Below are 18,436 nucleotides of genomic sequence, written 5' to 3'. Positions count from 1 at the left end.
AAGTGCTCGACGCCCGCGAAGGCGGCGCCGTAGTTGGAGTTGTAGATGTTGAAAGCCCCGCCGTAGCCCGCCGCGAGCGAACCGCCGCTCGCCACGCCGCCGCCGACGCCGTAGCCGTTGTCGAAGGCCGACCAGTCCAGGATCAGCGTGTCGACGCCCGCCCCCATCCCGATGGTGTCGTTGCCGCCCGCGACCGTCACCCAATCGCTGCCGTCGCCGGTGGCGAGCGTGTCGTTGAGATCGAAGGCCAGCGTCGTGATCCGGTCCGCCGCCGCCCCGGTGGTCAGGTCGAGGGCCTCGATGCCCGCCACCGTGCCGGTGCCCAGGTAGCTCGCCTGCGTGCCCGCCCGGGTCAGGTCCAGCACCATCGCCTGTGCCGCCGTCATCGCCGACTTGTCGGACCGCCACCGGTCGGACGTCCCGGCACCGCCGTCGACGAYGTCGATGCCCTTGCCGGTGTCGAGGATGTCGTTGCCCGCGTTGCCCCGGGCGGTGTCGTTGCCGTCGCCCGTGACGATGGCGTCGCCCCGCGCCGTCAGCGTCAGGTCGAAGCGCTCGACGCCCGCGAAGGTGGCGCCGTAGTTCGAGTTGTAGACGCTGAAAGCGCCGCCGTAGCCGGCCACCAGCGAGCCGCCGACGGCCACGCCGCCGCCGACGCCGTAGCCGTTGTCGAAGGCCGACCAGTCCAGGATCAGCGTGTCGACCGTGCCCGCCRCGTTGCCGCCCAGGTCGATCCAGTCGTTGCCGCCCGCGATCCTGACGGTGTCGGCGCCGCCGTTGGTGGCGATCTGGTCGTTGTCGTCGCTGGCACGGGTGGTGATCACGTCGTTGCCGGCCCCCGACCTGAAGGGGTCGGCGCTGCCGTTGCCGAGGGTCTCGATGTCGCGCACCGTGGCCGTCTTGCCGTCGACGACGTAGGTGCCCTGCAGGCCGACGAGCCTCAGGTCGAGGACGAGGGCCGCGGTCATGCCGGACTTGTCGGCCGACCAGGTATCGATCCCGGCCCCGCCGTCGACGGTGTCGGCGCCCTTGCCGGTGAACAGGTCGTCGGCNGAGGGCCGCGGTCATGCCGGACTTGTCGGCCGACCAGGTATCGATCCCGGCCCCGCCGTCGACGGTGTCGGCGCCCTTGCCGGTGAACAGGTCGTCGGCGCCGCCGTTGCCGCGCACGATGTCGTCGCCGTCCCCGGTGGTGACCGCGTCCGCCACCGYCGTCAGCGCCAGGTCGAACCGCTCCACGCCGGTGAAGGTGGCGGCGTAGTTCGAGTTGTAGACGCTGAAAGCCCCGCCGTAGCCCGCCSCCAGCGTCCCGCCCGTGATCCCGCCCCCGACCCCGTAGCCGTTGGCGTACGACGACCAGTCCAGGACCAGCGTGTCGAGGCCGGCATCGGCGGTCAGCGTGTCCGAGCCGGTGCCGCCGTTGAGCCGGTCGTTGCCGGCGCCGCCGATGAGCGTATCGTTGGCGCTGCCGCCGGTGAGGTCGAAGCGCTCCACGCCGGTGAAGGAGGCCGAATAGAAGTACTCGGTCGAGCCGTGGTTCACCACGGTGACGGTGTGGGAATAGCTTTTGTAGGCCCCGTCGCCGCTGTCCCGGAAAATGGCGCTGGACGCCCGCGACCAGTCCATGACCAGCAGATCGCCCGTGCCGGCACCGCCGTCGAAAGAGGCGCCGTAGGAGGTCGCGAGGTCGACCATCAGGGTGTCGTCGCCGCCCTTGCCCGCGAAATGCGTCGCGGTGCGCGCGAACGCCGGATCGGTGGAGGCCACGCCCGCGGCGTTGACCACCGTTCCGCGCACGTCGAGCAGGTCGTTGCCGTCGCCGGCCAGGAGGTCGATCGCCTCGATCGACGTCAGCCTGGTGCCGTTCGAGAGGGTGAGGGTGCCCCCGCCCTGAAGCTGCTGGAGGACGACGGTGTTGTTGCCGCTGCCCGAGAGGGCGACCAGCGCGCGATCGAAGCCCTCGCCGCCGTCGATGTCGTCGACCCCGCCGCCGCCGTTCAGGGTGTCGTCGCCGCGGTTGCCGATCAGGATGTCGTTCAGCCCGCCGCCGTTCAGGGCATCGTTGCCGGTGCCGCCGCTGAGGTGGAAGCGTTCGATCTCCTTGAAATACAGGGTCTGCCCGAAGGAGCCGAGGACATACCGCTCGGCCTGGCCGAAGGCGGTGGAATCGCTGGTGCCGAGCCCGACGTAGGTGATCGCGCTCGTGGCGGCCGACCAGTTCATCATCAGGAGGTCGGTGCCCGAGCCCCCGTCGACATGGTCCGCGTTACCGTCGAGGTCGCTGATGGTGACGGTGTCGTCGCCGCCGTGGCCGAAGACGGTGTCGGCCCCGGTCCCCGGCGTGAGCACGTCGTTGCCGTCGGCGAAGGGATCGTCGTCGGAGGCCTTGGCCGTGCCGGCCTCGACCCGGTACAGGCGGACGTTGTCGATCAGGGTGCCGTGGGCGTCGCCGGTGCCGACCTCCTTGAAGGTGAGCCGGTTCTTGTCGGTCCCGGTCCCGGCGCCGCCGGTGAGGTCGATGTAGTAGACCAGGGTGGCCGTCCCCGGGTCGATGTAGTCCGTGGTGGCTGCGCCGATGGTCCAGTTGAGCTTCTGCGCCCCCCAGTAGACCTCGAGGCGCGCGTTCGCCGCCGTGCCGATCTTGCGGGCGTCGAAGGCGAGACGATAGAGCGCGCCGTCCTCGGCGCCCGCGATCGTCTGGGTGATCATGGCGTTCGTGTTGGCCTGGTTGCCCTCGAGGTCGACACCGTAGCGTCCCTCGGACGGCGTCCCGGCCGCGCCGCCGGTGAAGAGCTCGATCCCCGGTCCGGCCAGGCGCTGCCAGCCGTCGAGCGGAGCGTAATAGCCGTAGCCGTTGGCATCCATGGTCGGATCGGCGACCACCTCGAAGCCGCCGTTGACCACGAGGTTGCTGTCGCCGCCGTAGAGGACGTCGTCGCCGCCCGAGTCGGTGATGGTGTCGTTCCCGAGGCCGCCGCGCGCCACGTCGGTCCCGGCACCGAGGAAGACGGTGTCGTTGCCCTTGCCGGCGTCGATCGCGCTGCCCGACAGGGCGCCGTAGCCCACGAGCCGGTCGTCGAGGCCGCTGCCGATCAGGTTCTCGATGGAGATCAGCCTGTCGCCGGCCCCATGACCGCCCGTGGGCGCGCGGTATTGCGCATCGCCCGGGAGCAGGGTGGCGCGGCTCAGGTCGACGTCGACGCCGACGTCCGAGGAGCGGTAGCTCGCGGTGTCCGCGCCTTCGCCGCCGTCGAGGGTATCGCCGCCGGCGCCGCCCTCGAGGACGTTGTCGGCGGCGTTGCCGGTGAGCGCGTCGGCACCGGCGCCGCCGACGGCATTCTCGATCAGGGATCGGACATCGCCGTCGTAGAGGAGCGCATTGGCGATGTTGCCGCGGGCGAAGTTGAGGGGGGCTCCGTCGTCGGCGATCCCGAGGTAGGCGCGCTGGGTGTTGCGGGCGGCCTCGCTGAGGGTCGTCCAGGCGCCGGGCCGCAGGTCGACGACGAGGGCCTGCGCGTAGTTCGAGAAGTCGTAGGTGTCGGTGCCGCCGCCGTCCCAGATCGTCTGGAAGATCATGTTCCGGGCCGGATCGGCGTCGTCGATCGGCACCCCGTCGATCGACATCCGGCCCGAGGTGAGGCTCCAGGTGTAGCGCGAGTCGCCTGCGTTGGTCGTGAAATCGGCGCCGTAGAGATACTGGAGCGCGGCGATGTCGTCCTGCATCAGGCCGATCGGATAGTCGGCGTCGTTGTACTTCGATCTCCCCTCCGGCCAGGTGTTGTAGGTCATGATCGAGTATTCTTGGCTGTCGTGATCGGTCGGCAGCTCGGGGAAGACTTCTGCGTGGGTGGTCTGGGCGGCGTGGCCGTGCTTGAGCCCGAGCGCATGCCCGATCTCGTGCGCGATGCCGGCGGCGTAGCCGAAGCTGCCGGGCGTGGGCGCGTTGTAGCTCGTCTTGTTGAACCAGGTGTCGCCGAAGGCGTAGGCCGGAAACCTGTCCGGATCGGGCGGGGTCGCCTCGGCCGAATTGTTCGATCCGCCCGGAACGTGGAGGGCGTCGCCCGTCCCGCTGTCGAGCGTATCCACCATCGCGAAGCGCAGGTTGGCGTTGGTGTCGGTCGTGAGGGTGAAGCCGAGGCCGGTGACCGCCGCGACGTTGTTCAGCAGCCGCGTCACCGCCGTCTGTTGGGCCGTATTGAACGCCTGGAAGCCGTTGACCGCCTCGTAGCCGTTGCTGATGTACTCCGCCGAACTCGTCGGGAACGAGTAGGTCAGCGTCGTGGGGGTCCATTTGTAGCCCCACAGCAGGCCGTTGATGTCGCCGCTGTCGCCGGCCTTCTTGCTCACCGAGGCCGAGTTCGATGCGCCCGAACCGCCCGTCGCGCCGTCGATGTCGTGATCGAACGCCGTGTAGGACGGGGTTCCTTCGGTCAACGCACACACGTAGCACATGTCGGTTTTCCGATGATCTGGAGCGCGTCGTGCCGGGAGGCCCCGACCGGCGCATCGCCGGGGCGGCGTTCAAGTCTTGAAACGGTTCGGCGGATTGGGCGGCAAGCCGCTGAGTGAAATCCGTAAAAACGATAATCCTTTTTTTAGAAATGACAATTGTGCAACGCAGTTCTCGGCAGCAATGCCGGCACACGAATGTTGCGCGATGACAATGGTACCGCCATCGTCCGTTGCAAAACCCGGCCTCGGGCGATCCGCAACGCGCAACCGTCCGGCCCGGCGCTCTTCGACACTGCATTCGGCTCGATGGTCCGGTGTCCGCCCCTCGCCTCGTGTTGCGACTCAGCGCAGGATCGCGACGTCGGGCGCCATCATGGGCCGGGGGACGGTCGGATCCTCTCGATCGGGGCGGCGACCACGCGGATCGGGGTGGGAAGACGGTGCGGCACGCCGCGATACGGACCCGGAACGAGGTCGTGTCCGCAGTTACCGTCCAACCCTGGCCGCCCAACCTTGGCGCATCCTGTCCGGCGGATTGCGCCATCGGATGCAGAGGTGCCGGTCAATGCGGGTTGTGATGCGCCGCCGGCCGGGGCGAGGCCGTCTCGGCTTCCCTGAACGAGGTGAAGCGGTCCAGCGCATCGAGGGGGACGTCGAGCGTGCAGCGAAGACCCTCCGGCTCGAACGCCAGGCGGACCGCCCCCCCGAGCTCCTGGGTGATGGCACCGGTGATCAGGCGGGTTCCGTAACCGCGCCGTCGCGGCTCCACGACCGAGGGGCCGCCGCTCTCGTGCCACCCCATCGCCAGCCGGCTGGCGCCGCTCTCGCCGGCGACGACGCGCCAGGCGATGTCCACCCGGCCCCCGGGGACGGAGAGCGCACCGTACTTGGCCGCGTTGGTCGTGAGCTCGTGCACCGTCATGCCGAGCGCCAGGACGTAGCGCGGGGGCAGGTCGAGGTCGGCCCCGTCCAGCCGGAAGCGGTCGGCCTGCCCCACCCGGAACGGCGCCAACTCGTTCTCGAGGACCGTGCCGAGCGAAGCCCCGGTCCAATCGTCCCGCGAGAGCAGGTCGTGCGTCTTGGACAAGGCGAGGATGCGCCCCTCGAGCTGTTCGTCCGACGGGTCGCCCCGGCGCGATTGACGGGCAAGGGACTGCACCGTGGCCAGGGTGTTGCGGACACGATGGTTGAGTTCGTGCAGCATCATCCTCTGTCGCTCCTGCAGCAGGTGGCTGCGGGAGATCTCGGAGCGCAGTTCGCTCTCGTGACGCTGGAGGGCGCTCGCCATGGCGTCGAACGCTTCGCCGAGCTGGCCGAACTCGGTCGGACCGGAGATGCCGGTCCGCGTGCCGAGATCCCCCGTCCGCCAGGCCGTCGCGGCCCCCAGCAGGCGGCGCACGGGGTCCTTGATGAAGGCACGCCCCGCCAGCAGGGCGGCCAGCACGGCCAGGAGAGCGCCGAGACCGATCAGGATCACGCCGCGCCGCGTCGCCGCGTCGATGTCGGCGAAAGCCGCCTGTGGCGAGAACCCGACGGCGACCGTCACCGAATCGAGGTCGTCCGGCGTCGCGGCCGCGATGCCGGTGATGCGCATGGTCCCGCGCAGGCCGGGCAGGTCGATGACCCTGCCGCGGTTTGCCGTGAGCGCCGACCAGAGATCGGACGGCAGGGTCTTGCCGACCCATTGCTCGTGGTCGGGCAATCGGATCACGATGGAGCCCTTCCGGTCGGCGACGGTCAGCGTCGCATCCGGCGGGAAGCCGGCCCGGGCCTGATGCGCGGCGAGATGGGTCAGGTCGATGCTGGCCAGGACGACACCCGCCGGGCGGTCGCCCGTCCCCGGAATGGCCTGTGCGAACTGCAGTGTCGGCTTGGTGGTGATGCGACCGGTCACGAACTCGCCGATGGCAAAGCCGCCCGTGCGCATCGCATCCTGGAAGTAGCCCCGATCGGCCAGCCCGTAGGAACCACGGGCGGAACCGAGGGTATTGCAGACGATGCCGCCGTCGGCGTCGGCGACGCCGAAGAAGAACACGCCCGGCACCTTGCCGAGCAGGGTCTTCAGGTACGCCGTGCAGCTGGCCGGCTCCATGCCCCGGATCTCCGGCACCTCGGACAGCACGTCGAGGACCTGCCGGGTGCCGCGTCCGAACTGGCCGAGGTCGGCCGCGATGCTGCGGGCGACGCGCATCGCCTCGCCGCGGACGGCCTCGCCGCGCGCCGTGCGCAGCGCGTACTCGTTGTAACCCTGGATGGCCAACGCCGGCACGAGCGCCAGGGCCACGAGCCCCACGATCCGTTTGGTGAGCGACATCGAGAAACCGGTCCTATGTCACGGTTTCATCGGCGAGGATCGCGACCGGGCCGTCGCGACCGGGCCCGGCGCCCGGACCGGGAGCCGGCGACCACTGTCCCGAGGCCCGCTCAGGCGGCCACATCGTGCTGCTCCTGCATGGAGGCGAGGGCCACCTCCAGCCTGCAAACCAGGCCGGTGGGCAGGTAGGTGAGCCTGACCGCGCCACCGGCCTCCGCGGCGAAGCTGCGTTCGATCAGGCGCGAGCCGAAACCGCGACGGGTCGGCTGCGCGAGGATGGGCGGACCGCCGTGCTCGGACCAGGTCAGGCAGAACCGCGGCGTCTCCTCCTCGTGCGCGATGTGCCAGCGCAGGTCGACACCGCCGAGGTCGTTCGAGAGCGCCCCGTACTTGGCCGCGTTGGTGGCGAGTTCGTGCAGGGCGAGCGCCAGGGACAAGGCCGGCTTGGCGGCGAGGTGGACGTTCGGGCCGCCGGTGCGGATGCGATGCGCCGCGCCGCCGCGATGCACCGCCAGCGCCCCGTCGACCACGTCGACGATGGGGGCCTGCGTCCAGCTCGACGCCGTGAGGATGTCGTGCGCGCGTCCCAGCGAGATCAGGCGGGCGGAAAAGGCGTCGCGCGAGGCCTCCATGTCGGTGGCGTCGCGGAAGGTCTGGCTGGCGATGGCCTGGACGAGGGCGAGGGTGTTCTTCACGCGGTGCTGCAACTCGCCGGTGAGCAGGCGCTGGTGCTCCTCGGCCCGCTTGCGTTCGGAGATGTCGAGCATCGCGCCGATCATCCGCACGGCGCGGCCCGCCCCGTCCCGGAGGACGTAGCCGCGGTCGAAGATGTCGGCGTAGGTCCCGTCCGCGCGCCGGAAGCGGTACTCCTCCGTCCAACCGGAGCCGGCCCCCTCGATCACGGTGTAGATGCCCTCCTTCACCCGCTCCACGTCCTCCGGATGGATGTGACCCTTCCACCAGGCGCCGCTCGGGCCGACCGCCTCGGGAGCGTAACCAAACAACGTCTGCACCGCCTCGTTCCAGAGAATGTGGTCGGTGCCGAGGTCCCAGTCCCAGATGGCGTCGTTGGTGGCACGGGCCGCGAGGCGGTAGCGCTCCTCGGTCTCGCGCAAGGTCCGTTCGGCCCGCCGGCTCTCGGTGACGTCGCGGGCCGTGCCGATGAGGCGTAGCGGCAGGCCGTCCTCGAACAGGGTCTGCCCCTTGGCGTAGACCCAGCGCTCGACCCCGTCCTCCGGGGCCACGGTGCGATAGGTGATGTCGTAGGTGCCGTCGCCGGCCGGATCGAGGGCGGCACGCACCGCCTCGTCGGCCCGGTCGCGATCGTCCGGGTGCAGGCGCGCCAGGTAGACGTCGAGGTCGACGGTTGCGTCCGGCCCGAGGCCGAAGAAGCTGCGGGTGCGGGTATCCCAGTTCAGCACGTTCGCGACGAGGTCGTAGTCGAACACGCCGGTCCCGGTCGCCTCGACGGCGAGGCGCAGCTGCTCGCGGGCCTTGCGAAGCTCGTCTTCGGCCTGCCGGCGGTCGTGGATGTCGCTGTTGCTGCCGAGCCAGCCGACGACGGCGCCGCTGCCGTCCCGCATCGGCTCGGCGCGGATCAGGAACCACCGGTAGGCCCCGTCGGCCCGTCGCAGGCGGGCCTCGGTGTCGTAGAGCCCCCCGCGTGCGCGGGCATCCTCCCAGCTCAGGAGCATGCCCGGCAGGTCGTCGGGATGGACCGCCTCGCCCCAGCCCATGGGCAGCGCCCGCTCCGGCGTCTGGCCGGTGTAGGCGTACCAGCGGTCGTTGAGGTAGCTCAGGCCGCCATCGGGATCGCCGAACCAGATGACGGTCGGCGCGAGTTCCGTCAGGGTCTGGAAGCGCGCCTCGGCGACCTTGCGCTCGTGGATGTCGAGCGAGGTGCCGATCCAGCTGCGCATGGTCCCGTCCGCCTCCCGCGCCGGACGGGCCCGGGACAGGAACCACCGGTACTGCCCGTCGCGACCCAGCAGCGGAAACTCGACCTCGTAGGGTCGTCCCGACGCCGCCGCCGCGAGCCAGGCACGCCGCGTGGCGTCGCGGTGGTCGGGGTGGATGACGGACATCCAGCTGACCTCGCCGACCTCGCCCGCGGGCAGGCCGGTGTAATCGTACCAATAGGCGTTGCAGTAGGTGATGTTGCCCTGCGCATCGCCGAACCAGACGACCTGCGGGCTGACCTCGACCAGCGAGCGGTAGCGCATCTCGCTCGCCTCGAGGGCGGCGCCCGCCTCGCGTTCGTCGGTCCGGTCGCGAAGGATCTTCAGGAAGCCCACGACACGGCCGTCGTCCGACCGCAGCGGCATGATCTCGCCGCTCGCCCAGAACCGGCTGCCGTCCTTGCGCAGGTGCCAGCGCTCGTCCGGGGCGCTTCCGTTCTCCAGCGCCAGCGCCATCTCGGTCTCGGGCCGCCGGACGGCGCGGTCCTCCGGCGTGAAGAACGTCGCGGCCGGGCGGCCGAGCATTTCGGTCTCGCTCCAGCCGAGCACGTTCTCGGCCCCTGTGTTCCAGCGTGTGACCCGCCCCTCGGGGTCGGTCGCGACGATGGCGTAGTCGATCGCGCTGTCGAGGATGCGTTCGTGAAGCAGGCGCTGCTCGGCCTGATCCCGCAACGAGCGGCGCAGCTCCATCTGCGCCATGGCCTGACGGGCGAGCCGAAGCAGGCCCTTGCGTTGCCGGTCGGTCAGTTCGCGGGGCGTGGTGTCGAGGACGCAGACCGTACCGATGGAGTGCCCCTCGGCGGTCTTCAGCAGGGCGCCCGCGTAGAATCGCAAGCCTGGGGCGCCGGTGATCAGGGGGTTGCCCGCGAACCGCGGGTCGCGCGAGGCATCCGGCACGTAGAGGACGTCCTCCTGCAGGAGCGCGTGGCGGCAGAAGGCGTGTTCGAGCGGCGTCTCGCGCACGCCCAGGCCGACCTCGGCCTTGAAGAACTGGCGTCCGTCGCCGATCAGGTTGACCACGCCGATGGGGACGTCGCAGAGTTCGGCGGCCGCTTCCGCGATCTCGTCGAAATCGCTCTCCCGCGGGGTGTCGAGCATGCGGTAGCCGTCCAGGGCCCGGAGCCGTGCCGCCTCTTTGTCTCGGGTCGCGCTCATCCTGGCGTCACGCTCGCGGGCGGCCGATCGTTCCATTGCCGGGTCGCAGCATCGATGGCCTGGACGGCCTTGTGGCACAAGGGGAACGGCCCGTCGCAGGATGATTCGGTCCTGCGGGTGGATACCCGGCGCCGGACCCGCGCGCGTCTGCCGGATGCAACCGGCCCGAGCTCTGCCGTCAGGTGTCATGCATCCGGTGGCTGTGGCATGCACAACCTTGAAGAACGCCCGCGAACCGGCGAAACAGGTCGCACCATTGAAGATGGATGCGACCATGGGCGGGAGGGGCGGTTTTCAGCCGATCGGGGCGATGTCCCTCGCCGTCGATCCGGCCCCGGACGTCGGCTCCGGTACCGCGTCCGGCCTCGTGGGTGATCCGCGCGGGGAGGCCGGCCCTCGGATCGCACCGTGAGCGGCGGGCCGTTCGAATCGGGGGAGGGCGTCCGGATCGCCTGTTCGGCGACGGAGCACGTCAGCCTCGCCTACCACGAGAACGCGGTTCCGGTGATCCGGGAGATCGTGGTCGCCAACGCCTCCGACCGGGATCTCGTCGACATCGAGGTGCGGATCGAGAGCCGGCCGGCGGTGGTGCGGCCGCTGACGCTGCGCATCGACCGGGTTCCGGCGGGCTCCAGCCATCACATCGAGACGCCGGACCTGCGCCTCGACGCGACGCGGCTGGCCGACTTCACCGAGGCGAGCCGCCTGGAGCTGACGGCGGTGCTGGTGGAGGCGGGCACCGAGGGCGCCCGGACCGTGGCGGAGCTGCGCCTGCTGCCGCCCTCACACTGGGGCGGCGGCGCCAGCGCGCCCGAACTGCTCGCCGCCTTCGTCCGGCCGAACGATCCGGCCGTCGACGTGGTCCTGCGCGATGCCGCGACCAAGCTCGCCGAGGCCGGCCGCGAGACCGGATTGAACGGCTACGCCGCCGGCCGCAAGGCCCGCGCCTGGGAACTCGCCGAGGCGATCTGGGCGGCGCTCGCCGACCGGGCCATCGCCTACGTGCTGCCGCCCGCGAGCTTCGAGCGGGCGGGGCAGAAGGTGAGGGGGCCCGGCGACGTGATCGAGCGCCGGGTCGGCACCTGCCTCGACCTTTCGCTGCTCTATGCCGCCTGCCTCGAGCAGGCGGGCCTCAACCCGGTGCTCGTGCTGACCGCCGGCCACGCCTTCGTCGGGGTGTGGCTGCGCGACGAGGATTTCGCGGGTGCCGCGATCGACGACATGCAGCTCCTGCGCAAGCGCCGCGACCTGCAGGACCTGATCCTCGTCGAGACGACGCTCCTGACCCGCCATCCGCCCGCGGCGTTCACGGCCGCGGTCGATCGGGGCGCCGCCCAGGTCGAGGACACGGCGCCCGCCGCCCTCGAGGTCGCCATCGACGTCCGGCGCTGCCGCCGCCGCGGCATCCGCCCGATGGACCTCGGCGAGGGCAGGGCCGCCCCCGTCGATCCCGCACCGGCGGCAAGGCTCCACCAGGCCCTGTCGGCCCCTCCGCCCTTCGACGAGGAGGGGCGCGCCCCCGCCGACGAGGCCCCGGAGACCCCGGTCGGGCGCATGGAGCGCTGGAAGCGCAAGCTGCTCGACCTGAGCGTGCGCAACAAGCTCCTGAACTTCAAGCCCGGCAAGGGCTCCGTCGTCCTCGAATGCGCCGCCCCCGGCGCCCTGGAGGACGGCCTGGCGGCCGGGCACGAGTACCGCCTCAGGCCCGTCTCCGACGTGGCGGCCGGGGCCGACGGGCGCGACGCCGGCCTCGACGCTCACCGCCATCTCGACGACGGCCGGCGCAGCGACATCGCCGCCGCCCTCGCACGGCGCGAGATCCACACGACCTCCACCGAGGCCGAGCTCGACCGGCGCCTGCTCGACCTCTACCGGCTGGCCCGCAACGGCTTCGAGGAGGGCGGGGCCAACATCCTGTTCCTGGCGATCGGTTTCCTGTCGTGGACCCGCAAGGAGGGCGAGGCCGTCTACCGCGCGCCGCTGCTGCTGGTGCCGGTCTCGCTCAAGCGCTCCAGCGTGCGCGCCGGCTTCCGGCTGGCGCTCCACGACGACGAGGTGCGGATCAACCCGACCCTGCTGGAGATGCTGCGCGAGGATTTTCGCCTGCGGATGCCGGACCTCGAGGGCGAGCTGCCGCGGGACGCCGCTGGCATCGACGTCGACGCCATCATCCGCAGCGTGCGCCGGCACGTGCAGGAGCTGCGCGGGTGGGAGGTGGTGCCGGAGGTGGTGCTCGCGGCCTTCTCGTTCACCAAGTACCTGATGTGGAAGGACCTGGTCGACCGGGCCGACCTCCTGCGGCGCAACCCGGTGGTGCGCCACCTCATCGACACGCCCAAGCACGCCTACGGCGACGGCGCGCCCTTCCCCGATCCGACCCGCCTCGACCGGGACCACCCGCCCGAAACCGTGTTCGCGCCGCTGTCGGCGGATTCCTCGCAGCTCTCGGCGGTCCTGGCCGCCGCCCAGGGCCGGGACTTCGTGCTGTTCGGGCCGCCCGGCACCGGCAAGAGCCAGACCATCGGCAACATGATCGCGCAGTGCCTGGCGCAGGGGCGCACGGTGCTGTTCGTCTCGCAGAAGACGGCGGCGCTCGACGTGGTGCAGCGGCGCCTGCGGGAGATCGGGCTGGGCGACTACTGCCTGGAGGTCCATTCCACCAAGGCGCAGAAATCGGCGGTGCTCGGCCAGTTGCGCCGGGCCTGGCACGAGCGCGCGACGCCCTCGCAGGGTGCGTGGAACACCGCCGCGGGCGACCTCGCGCGCCTGCGGGAAGAGCTGAACGGCCTCGTGTCCGCCCTGCACCGGCGGCGGGAGAACGGGCTCTCGGCCTACGAGGGGTTCGGGCGGGTGATCGCGGCGGGTCCGGACGACGGGGGGCTGGCGCTCGCCTGGGACGACCATCGCGCGCACGACGGCGCGACGCTGGCGGACCTGCGCGCGGGCTGCCGCGACCAACGCCCCGTCCTGGCCTCCGTCGGCTCCCTCGTCGACCATCCGCTGCAGGGGGTCGAGGCCACGCAATGGTCGCCGGTCTGGCGCGACGGCATGGCCGGCGCGATCAGGGCCGTCGAGGAGGCGCTGGCGGCGCTCTCGACGAGCGGGCGGGCCTTTGCCGAGGCGATCGGCCTTCCCTCCCTCCTGTCGACCCATGCCGGCACCCGCGGCCTCGTGGTGCTGGGCAATGTCCTGACCCGGCCGGAGGCGCGCTGCGGCGCCGCCTTCCTGGCCGACGGCACGGGCGACCTGCGCCGGGCCGTCGCCGCGCGCGAGCGCTTCCAGGACACCCGGGCCGAGTTGCGCGGCCGGCTCGCCGGACGCTACCGCCCCGGCATCCTCGACACGGACCTGCCGGGCCTGCTCGCCGAGTGGATCGCGGCTCAGGGGGCGAACTTCCTGGTCCGGGGCGGCCGGCTGAGGCGGGTGGTCCTGCAGGTGCAGCCCTATGCGGAGGGCGCCTTGCCCGACGACCTCGGGCCCGACCTCACCGGCCTGATCGCCCTCGCGCGGCACGTCCGGGCCGGCTGCGCGCAGGACGCGGTTCTCGCCCGGCTCGGGGCGCCGTGGAGCGACGCGGAGTTGCCCGCGGCCGAGTTCCGGGCGGCGATGGCCTGGGCCGACAGGGTCGAACAGCTTCTCGACATCCTCGGGCCGCTGTCCCTCGGCGCCGAGGGCCTGCGCGGCCACCTCGCGCAGCTCGCCGAGCATCGGGCCAGGGCCCTGGCCGACGGGGGCCCCATCGCGCAGGCCTATGTCGCCTTCGGGCAGGACCGCGCGCGGGCGGGCGAGGCGACGCGGGCGCTCAACCGGTTGGCAGGGCGCGCCGACCCCGAGGCGCCCCTGGCGGCGGAGACCGGCTGGATCGACGCCAGCATCGCCCTGGCCCGACGCTGGGCCTCCGGGCTGGGGCGGGCCCAGGGCTGGTGCGCCTGGCAGGCCGCCGCGCAGAACGCCCGCCGGATCGGCCTCGCACCCCTGGTCGAGGCGCTCGAGGAAGGCCGCGTCGCCCCCGACCGGGCCGAGGCGGCGTTCGAGACCGCCTATGCCCGCTGGTGGACCGACCGCGTCGTCAGCGACGACCCCATCCTGCGCAGCTTCCTGCCCGAGCGCCACGAGGACGCCATCGCCCGCTTCCGGGCGGCCGACGCGCGCCTCGGCGAACTCGCCAAGCAGGTCGTCCGCTCGCGTCTGGGCGGCGGCATTCCGGGGCCGACCGCCTTCGGGACCGACCCCGAATGGGGCACGCTCTCGCACGAACTGACGAAGAAGACCGCGCACATGCCCCTGCGCAAGCTGTTCGGGAGGATGCCGGGTGCGCTCACGAGGCTCACGCCCTGCGTGATGATGAGCCCGCTCTCGATCGCGCAGTACCTGCCGCCCGACAAGGAGCCCTTCGATATCGTCATCTTCGACGAGGCTTCGCAGATCTCGCCCTGGGACGCCGTGGGCGCCATCGCGCGGGGCCGGCAGGTCGTCATCGTCGGCGACCCCGAGCAGTTGCCGCCCACCAGCGTCGGCGACCGCGGCGTCGACGACATCGAGGACGGCAGCGACGTCACCGACCAGGAATCGATCCTCGACGAATGCCTGGCGGCCAACATCCCGCGGCGCACCCTCGACTGGCACTACCGCAGCCGCCACGAGAGCCTGATCGCCTTCTCGAACGCCCGCTACTACGGCGGGCGCCTCGTCACCTTCCCCTCGCCGGTGACCGACGACCGGGCGGTGCGCCTGACGCATGTGCCCGACGGCGTCTACGAGCGCGGCGCCGGCCGCGTGAACCGGCCGGAAGCCCGCGCCGTCGTCGCCGAGGTCGTGCGGCGCCTGCGCGAGCCCGACTTCGCGGGGCAGCGGCGCTCGCTCGGCATCGTCACCTTCAACGGCGAGCAGCAGCGGCTGATCGAGAACCTGCTCGACGAGCGGCGCCGCGCCGACCCGGAGCTGGAGCCGTATTTCGACCGTGACCGCTGGCACGAGCCGGTCTTCGTCAAGAACCTCGAGAACGTGCAGGGCGACGAGCGCGACGCCATCCTGTTCTCGGTGGCGGTGGGGCCGGACCAGGCCGGGCGGCCGGTGAGCACCGTGTCCTCGCTCAACAAGGACGGAGGGCACCGGCGCCTGAACGTCGCCATCACCCGCGCCCGGCGCGAACTCGTGGTGTTCGCCTCGCTGCGGCCCGAGCAGATCGACCTCGGCCGCACGCGGGCGCGGGGCGTGCGCGACTTCAAGCACTTCCTCGAGTTCGCCGACCGCGGCGTGCGGGCGCTCGCTGAGGCCTTCGCGCCCACGGGGGGCGACGTCGAATCGCCCTTCGAGGCCGCCGTCATGGCCGCCCTCCAGGCGAGGGGCTGGACCGTGCACACCCAGATCGGCGTGTCGGGCTTCCGGATCGACCTCGGCATCGTCCATCCCGACGCACCGGGCCGCTACCTCGCCGGCGTCGAATGCGACGGCGCGACCTATCACGGCTCGGCCACCGCGCGGGACCGCGACCGCCTGCGCGAGCATGTGCTGACCGACCTCGGCTGGCGCATCCGCCGGGTCTGGAGCACCGAATGGTGGACGGATGCGGCAGGCGCGCTGTCCAAGCTCGACCGGCGCCTGCGCGAGGACCTGGAGGCCGACCGGGCCCAGGCCGCCGCCTCGGCTCAGGTCGCCCCGCCCGCGCAGGAGGAGGCGGGCCTGGCCGACGCCGACGCGGTCCTCCCCTTGCCGGAGTCGGAGGCGGGTCCGGATGTCCCCGCCGACGATCCCCGATCCGTGGAGGACCCCGTCGCCCACCGCCTCTACGCCGACCGGGACGGGGCGCCGGGCCCGACGCCAAAGCCGACCTACCGCCTGGCCGATCCGGCCGGCCTCGGCCTGCCGATCGCGCCGGCGCGGTTCTACGAGGCGTCCTACCGCGCCGTCCTGGCCGCGATCGTCGAGCACGTGGCGCGCGTCGAGGGACCGATCTACGAGGACGTCCTCCTGCGGCGCGTGGCGCGGGCGCACGACCTGCAGCGCGTCGGCCCCCTCATCCGCGAGGCCGTCCTCGACCGGATCGCCCCCTCCATCGCCCGCACCGAGGACGACGGCCGCCCCGTACTGTGGCCCCCGCACGCGGAGCCGCGCGCGAGCCACCCCTACAGACCGTCGCCGGCTGGCCAGCGCAGCCATGGCGACACGCCGATGCCGGAACTGGTCGGGCTGGCGGGCACGCTCCCGGCCGGAGTCCCGGAGGCCGACCGCATCCGCCTGATGGCCCAGGCGATCGGCCTGTCGCGGGTCGAGGCGTCGACACGGGAGCGGTTCTCCCGTGCCTGCGCGCTCGCCGGGCAGCTCGCGTCGTCCCCGGAGACCGGGAACCCAGGCCGCGGCACCTGACGGGCGCCGTGGCGCGCCGCAGTCGCGCCGAATCTCCCTCTCCCGGCCATGATCCGGTCACCTTCGCGTCGGAAGGCGACGTGATTGTACGGGCAGGTGTCCTCGGGGTTGGCGCGACATCGGCGAGCCGAGCCCCCGAGGCCGTGCATGAACGCGCGTCGGGCGCGTGAGGATTGAGCGTATGACGAAGCGATCGACGATCGACCGGGCCGTCCGGTCCACCGGGCCCCTCGCGGCCCTGGCCCTGGCGATGCTGCCGGGAGCCGCCCTGGCCGTTCCGGCCGATCCGAGCGGAACCTGGCTCACCAAGGACGGGCGCGCCCGCATCCGCGTCGAGAAGTGCGGCCCGCAGGAAAAGAACATCTGCGGCTACGTGGTGTGGCTGAAGGTGCCCCTCAACGACAAGGGCCAGCCGCGGGTCGACTTCAAGAACCCGGACCCGAAGAAGCAGGCGCGGCCCTCGCTCGGCCACCAGCTCATCATGGGCTTGAAGCCCAACGCGGATTCCCGCTTCGAGGGCAAGATCTACAATTCCGAAGAGGGCAAGTCCTACGACGTCACCATCTGGACCGAGGAGCGCAACGAGCTGTCGATCCGCGGCTGCATGCTGGCGATCCTGTGCGGCTCGGAGACCTGGATGCGGGTGAACGACGTGCTTCCGGGCCAGCTCACCGGACCCACCAACGGCCCGGGCGGCCCGCGGGCCGATGCCGAGTGGACGCCCAAGGCCGGCCCGGCGACGGCCTCGGCGCCGGGCGTCACCACCGGCACCGCCAAGCCGGCGCCCAAGCCTGCACCCAAGCCGGCCGCCGCGCCGGCGGAGTGATCGGATCTCGTCCCATGTCCGGTCGATCACGTCGTGATCCGGACATGGGCTTCGCTCAGGCACCCCGCGGGCTTCGTGATCCGGTTCCCGCTCGACTCAACCGGAACCCGGATCAGTCCACCAGGGCGGCGTAGGTCAGCACCCGCAACTCCCGTCTGATCGGCAGGGCCGAGGACGGGATGAGCTGGGCGAGGAGGACCACCGCGAGGTCCTCCCGCGGATCGACCCAGAAGGCGGTGCTGGCGAGCCCGCCCCAGGCCACCTCGCCGGGGGTGCCGACGATCTGGGCGCGGGCCGGATCGAGCATCACCGAGAACCCGAGCCCGAAACCGATGCCGGTGTAGGACGATTCGGAGAACCGCGGCTGACCCATCGCGGCAAGATCGCCGTCCAAGTGGTTGCTCAGCATGAGCTCCACGGTCTTGCGGCCCAGGAGCCGGACCCCGTCGAGTTCGCCGCCGCGCAGCAGGAACCGGCAGAACCGCATGTAGTCCGCCGCCGTCGAGACGAGGCCGCCGCCCCCCGAGGCGAGGGCGGGCGGTCTCGTGAACCGGCTCTCGACGCTGTCGTCGTAGAGCTTCAGCTTGCGGTCGCGGAACAGGCTGTAGTTGGACGCGAACCGCGCCAGCTTGCCCGCGGGCACGTGGAAATCGGTATCGACCATCCCGAGGGGGGCGATCACCCGCTCGCGCAGAACGTCGCCGAACTCCCGCCCCGCGATCACCGCGACGAGGTGGCCGAGCACGTCGGTGGCCACCGAGTAGTTCCATTCCGCACCGGGCTGGGCCAGCAGCGGCTGGCTCGCCGCCCGGCGCACCACCTCGGCCAGGCTCGCCTCCTGGTTCTCGCCGAAATCGACCCCGTTCTGGCGGTAGAGGGCGTCCACCAGCGTCGCCTCCATGAAGCCGTAGGTCAGGCCCGAGGTGTGGGTGAGGAGGTCGCGGATGGTGATCGGGCGGGCGGCGGGCTCGGTGTCCCATTTCGCGCGGCTGCCGCCGGTGAGCACCCGCATGTCGGAAAACTCCGGCAGGAAGCGGGTGACGGGATCGTCGAGCTGGAACCGGCCCTCCTCGTAGAGCATCATCACCGCCACCGAGGTCAGCGGCTTGGTCATCGAGTAGATGCGCACGATGGTGTCGGCATCGAACGGCTTGTCCCGCGCCAGGTCGGCCTTGCCGTGGGCGCGGAAGAAGGCAGTGCGCCCGCGCCGGGCCACGCTCACCGAGAGGCCGGCGAGGCGCCCGTCGTCGACGAGGCGGCGCATCCAGCCGTCGATCCGCTCCAGGCGCTCGGGGCACAGGCCGACCGCGGTCGGGTCGGTCACGCTCACGTCCTGCATCCCATCGCCCCGTCGCCCTGCCTGCC

6 protein-coding genes and 1 pseudogene are annotated in these 18,436 nt (G+C 71.7%); 2 read left to right on the top strand and 5 right to left on the bottom strand.

The window, feature by feature from the left end; translation table 11 throughout:
- The 4 genes and pseudogenes from ASG40_RS22500 to ASG40_RS05510 all read right to left on the bottom strand — a co-directional run.
- Positions 1-1,052 (bottom strand): annotated as a pseudogene (locus ASG40_RS22500) (calcium-binding protein); the annotation flags it as partial.
- A 1-nt stretch (position 1,053) separates the two neighbouring features.
- Positions 1,054-4,434, bottom strand: a 3,381-nt coding sequence (locus ASG40_RS21025) for a M10 family metallopeptidase (RefSeq protein WP_210168788.1), incomplete at its 3' end; no start/stop codon positions are given.
- 580 nt (positions 4,435-5,014) lie between these two features.
- Positions 5,015-6,766: a sensor histidine kinase gene (locus ASG40_RS05515; protein WP_055882061.1), complete on the bottom strand. Its 1,752-nt coding sequence runs from the start codon at positions 6,764-6,766 to the stop codon at positions 5,015-5,017.
- Positions 6,767-6,876: 110 nt separating this feature from the next.
- Positions 6,877-9,879 (bottom strand): PAS domain S-box protein, encoded by a 3,003-nt coding sequence (locus ASG40_RS05510; RefSeq protein WP_156387571.1) that lies wholly within the window; start codon positions 9,877-9,879, stop codon positions 6,877-6,879.
- Between the two features lie 408 nt (positions 9,880-10,287).
- Here ASG40_RS05510 and ASG40_RS05505 point away from each other — a divergent pair, with 408 nt between their 5' ends.
- Together ASG40_RS05505 and ASG40_RS05500 are read left to right on the top strand one after the other, a co-directional pair.
- On the top strand, positions 10,288-16,245 hold the full coding sequence (locus tag ASG40_RS05505) for a DUF3320 domain-containing protein (protein WP_055882054.1): 5,958 nt from the start codon (positions 10,288-10,290) through the stop codon (positions 16,243-16,245).
- A 181-nt stretch (positions 16,246-16,426) separates the two neighbouring features.
- Positions 16,427-17,071: a DUF2147 domain-containing protein gene (locus ASG40_RS05500; RefSeq protein WP_055882051.1), complete on the top strand. Its 645-nt coding sequence runs from the start codon at positions 16,427-16,429 to the stop codon at positions 17,069-17,071.
- A 112-nt stretch (positions 17,072-17,183) separates the two neighbouring features.
- On the opposite strand, the gene ASG40_RS05495 is transcribed toward ASG40_RS05500, so the two are convergent.
- Entirely contained in the window at positions 17,184-18,410 is a 1,227-nt protein-coding gene (locus ASG40_RS05495; protein WP_055882048.1) for a serine hydrolase domain-containing protein, read from the bottom strand.
- Positions 18,411-18,436: the final 26 nt, after the last annotated feature.

Source organism: Methylobacterium sp. Leaf399 (genome assembly GCF_001424525.1).
Lineage (GTDB): Bacteria > Pseudomonadota > Alphaproteobacteria > Rhizobiales > Beijerinckiaceae > Methylobacterium.
Note: the sequence above shows the minus strand (reverse complement) of the source record. Positions and strands in the feature narration are given on the sequence as shown.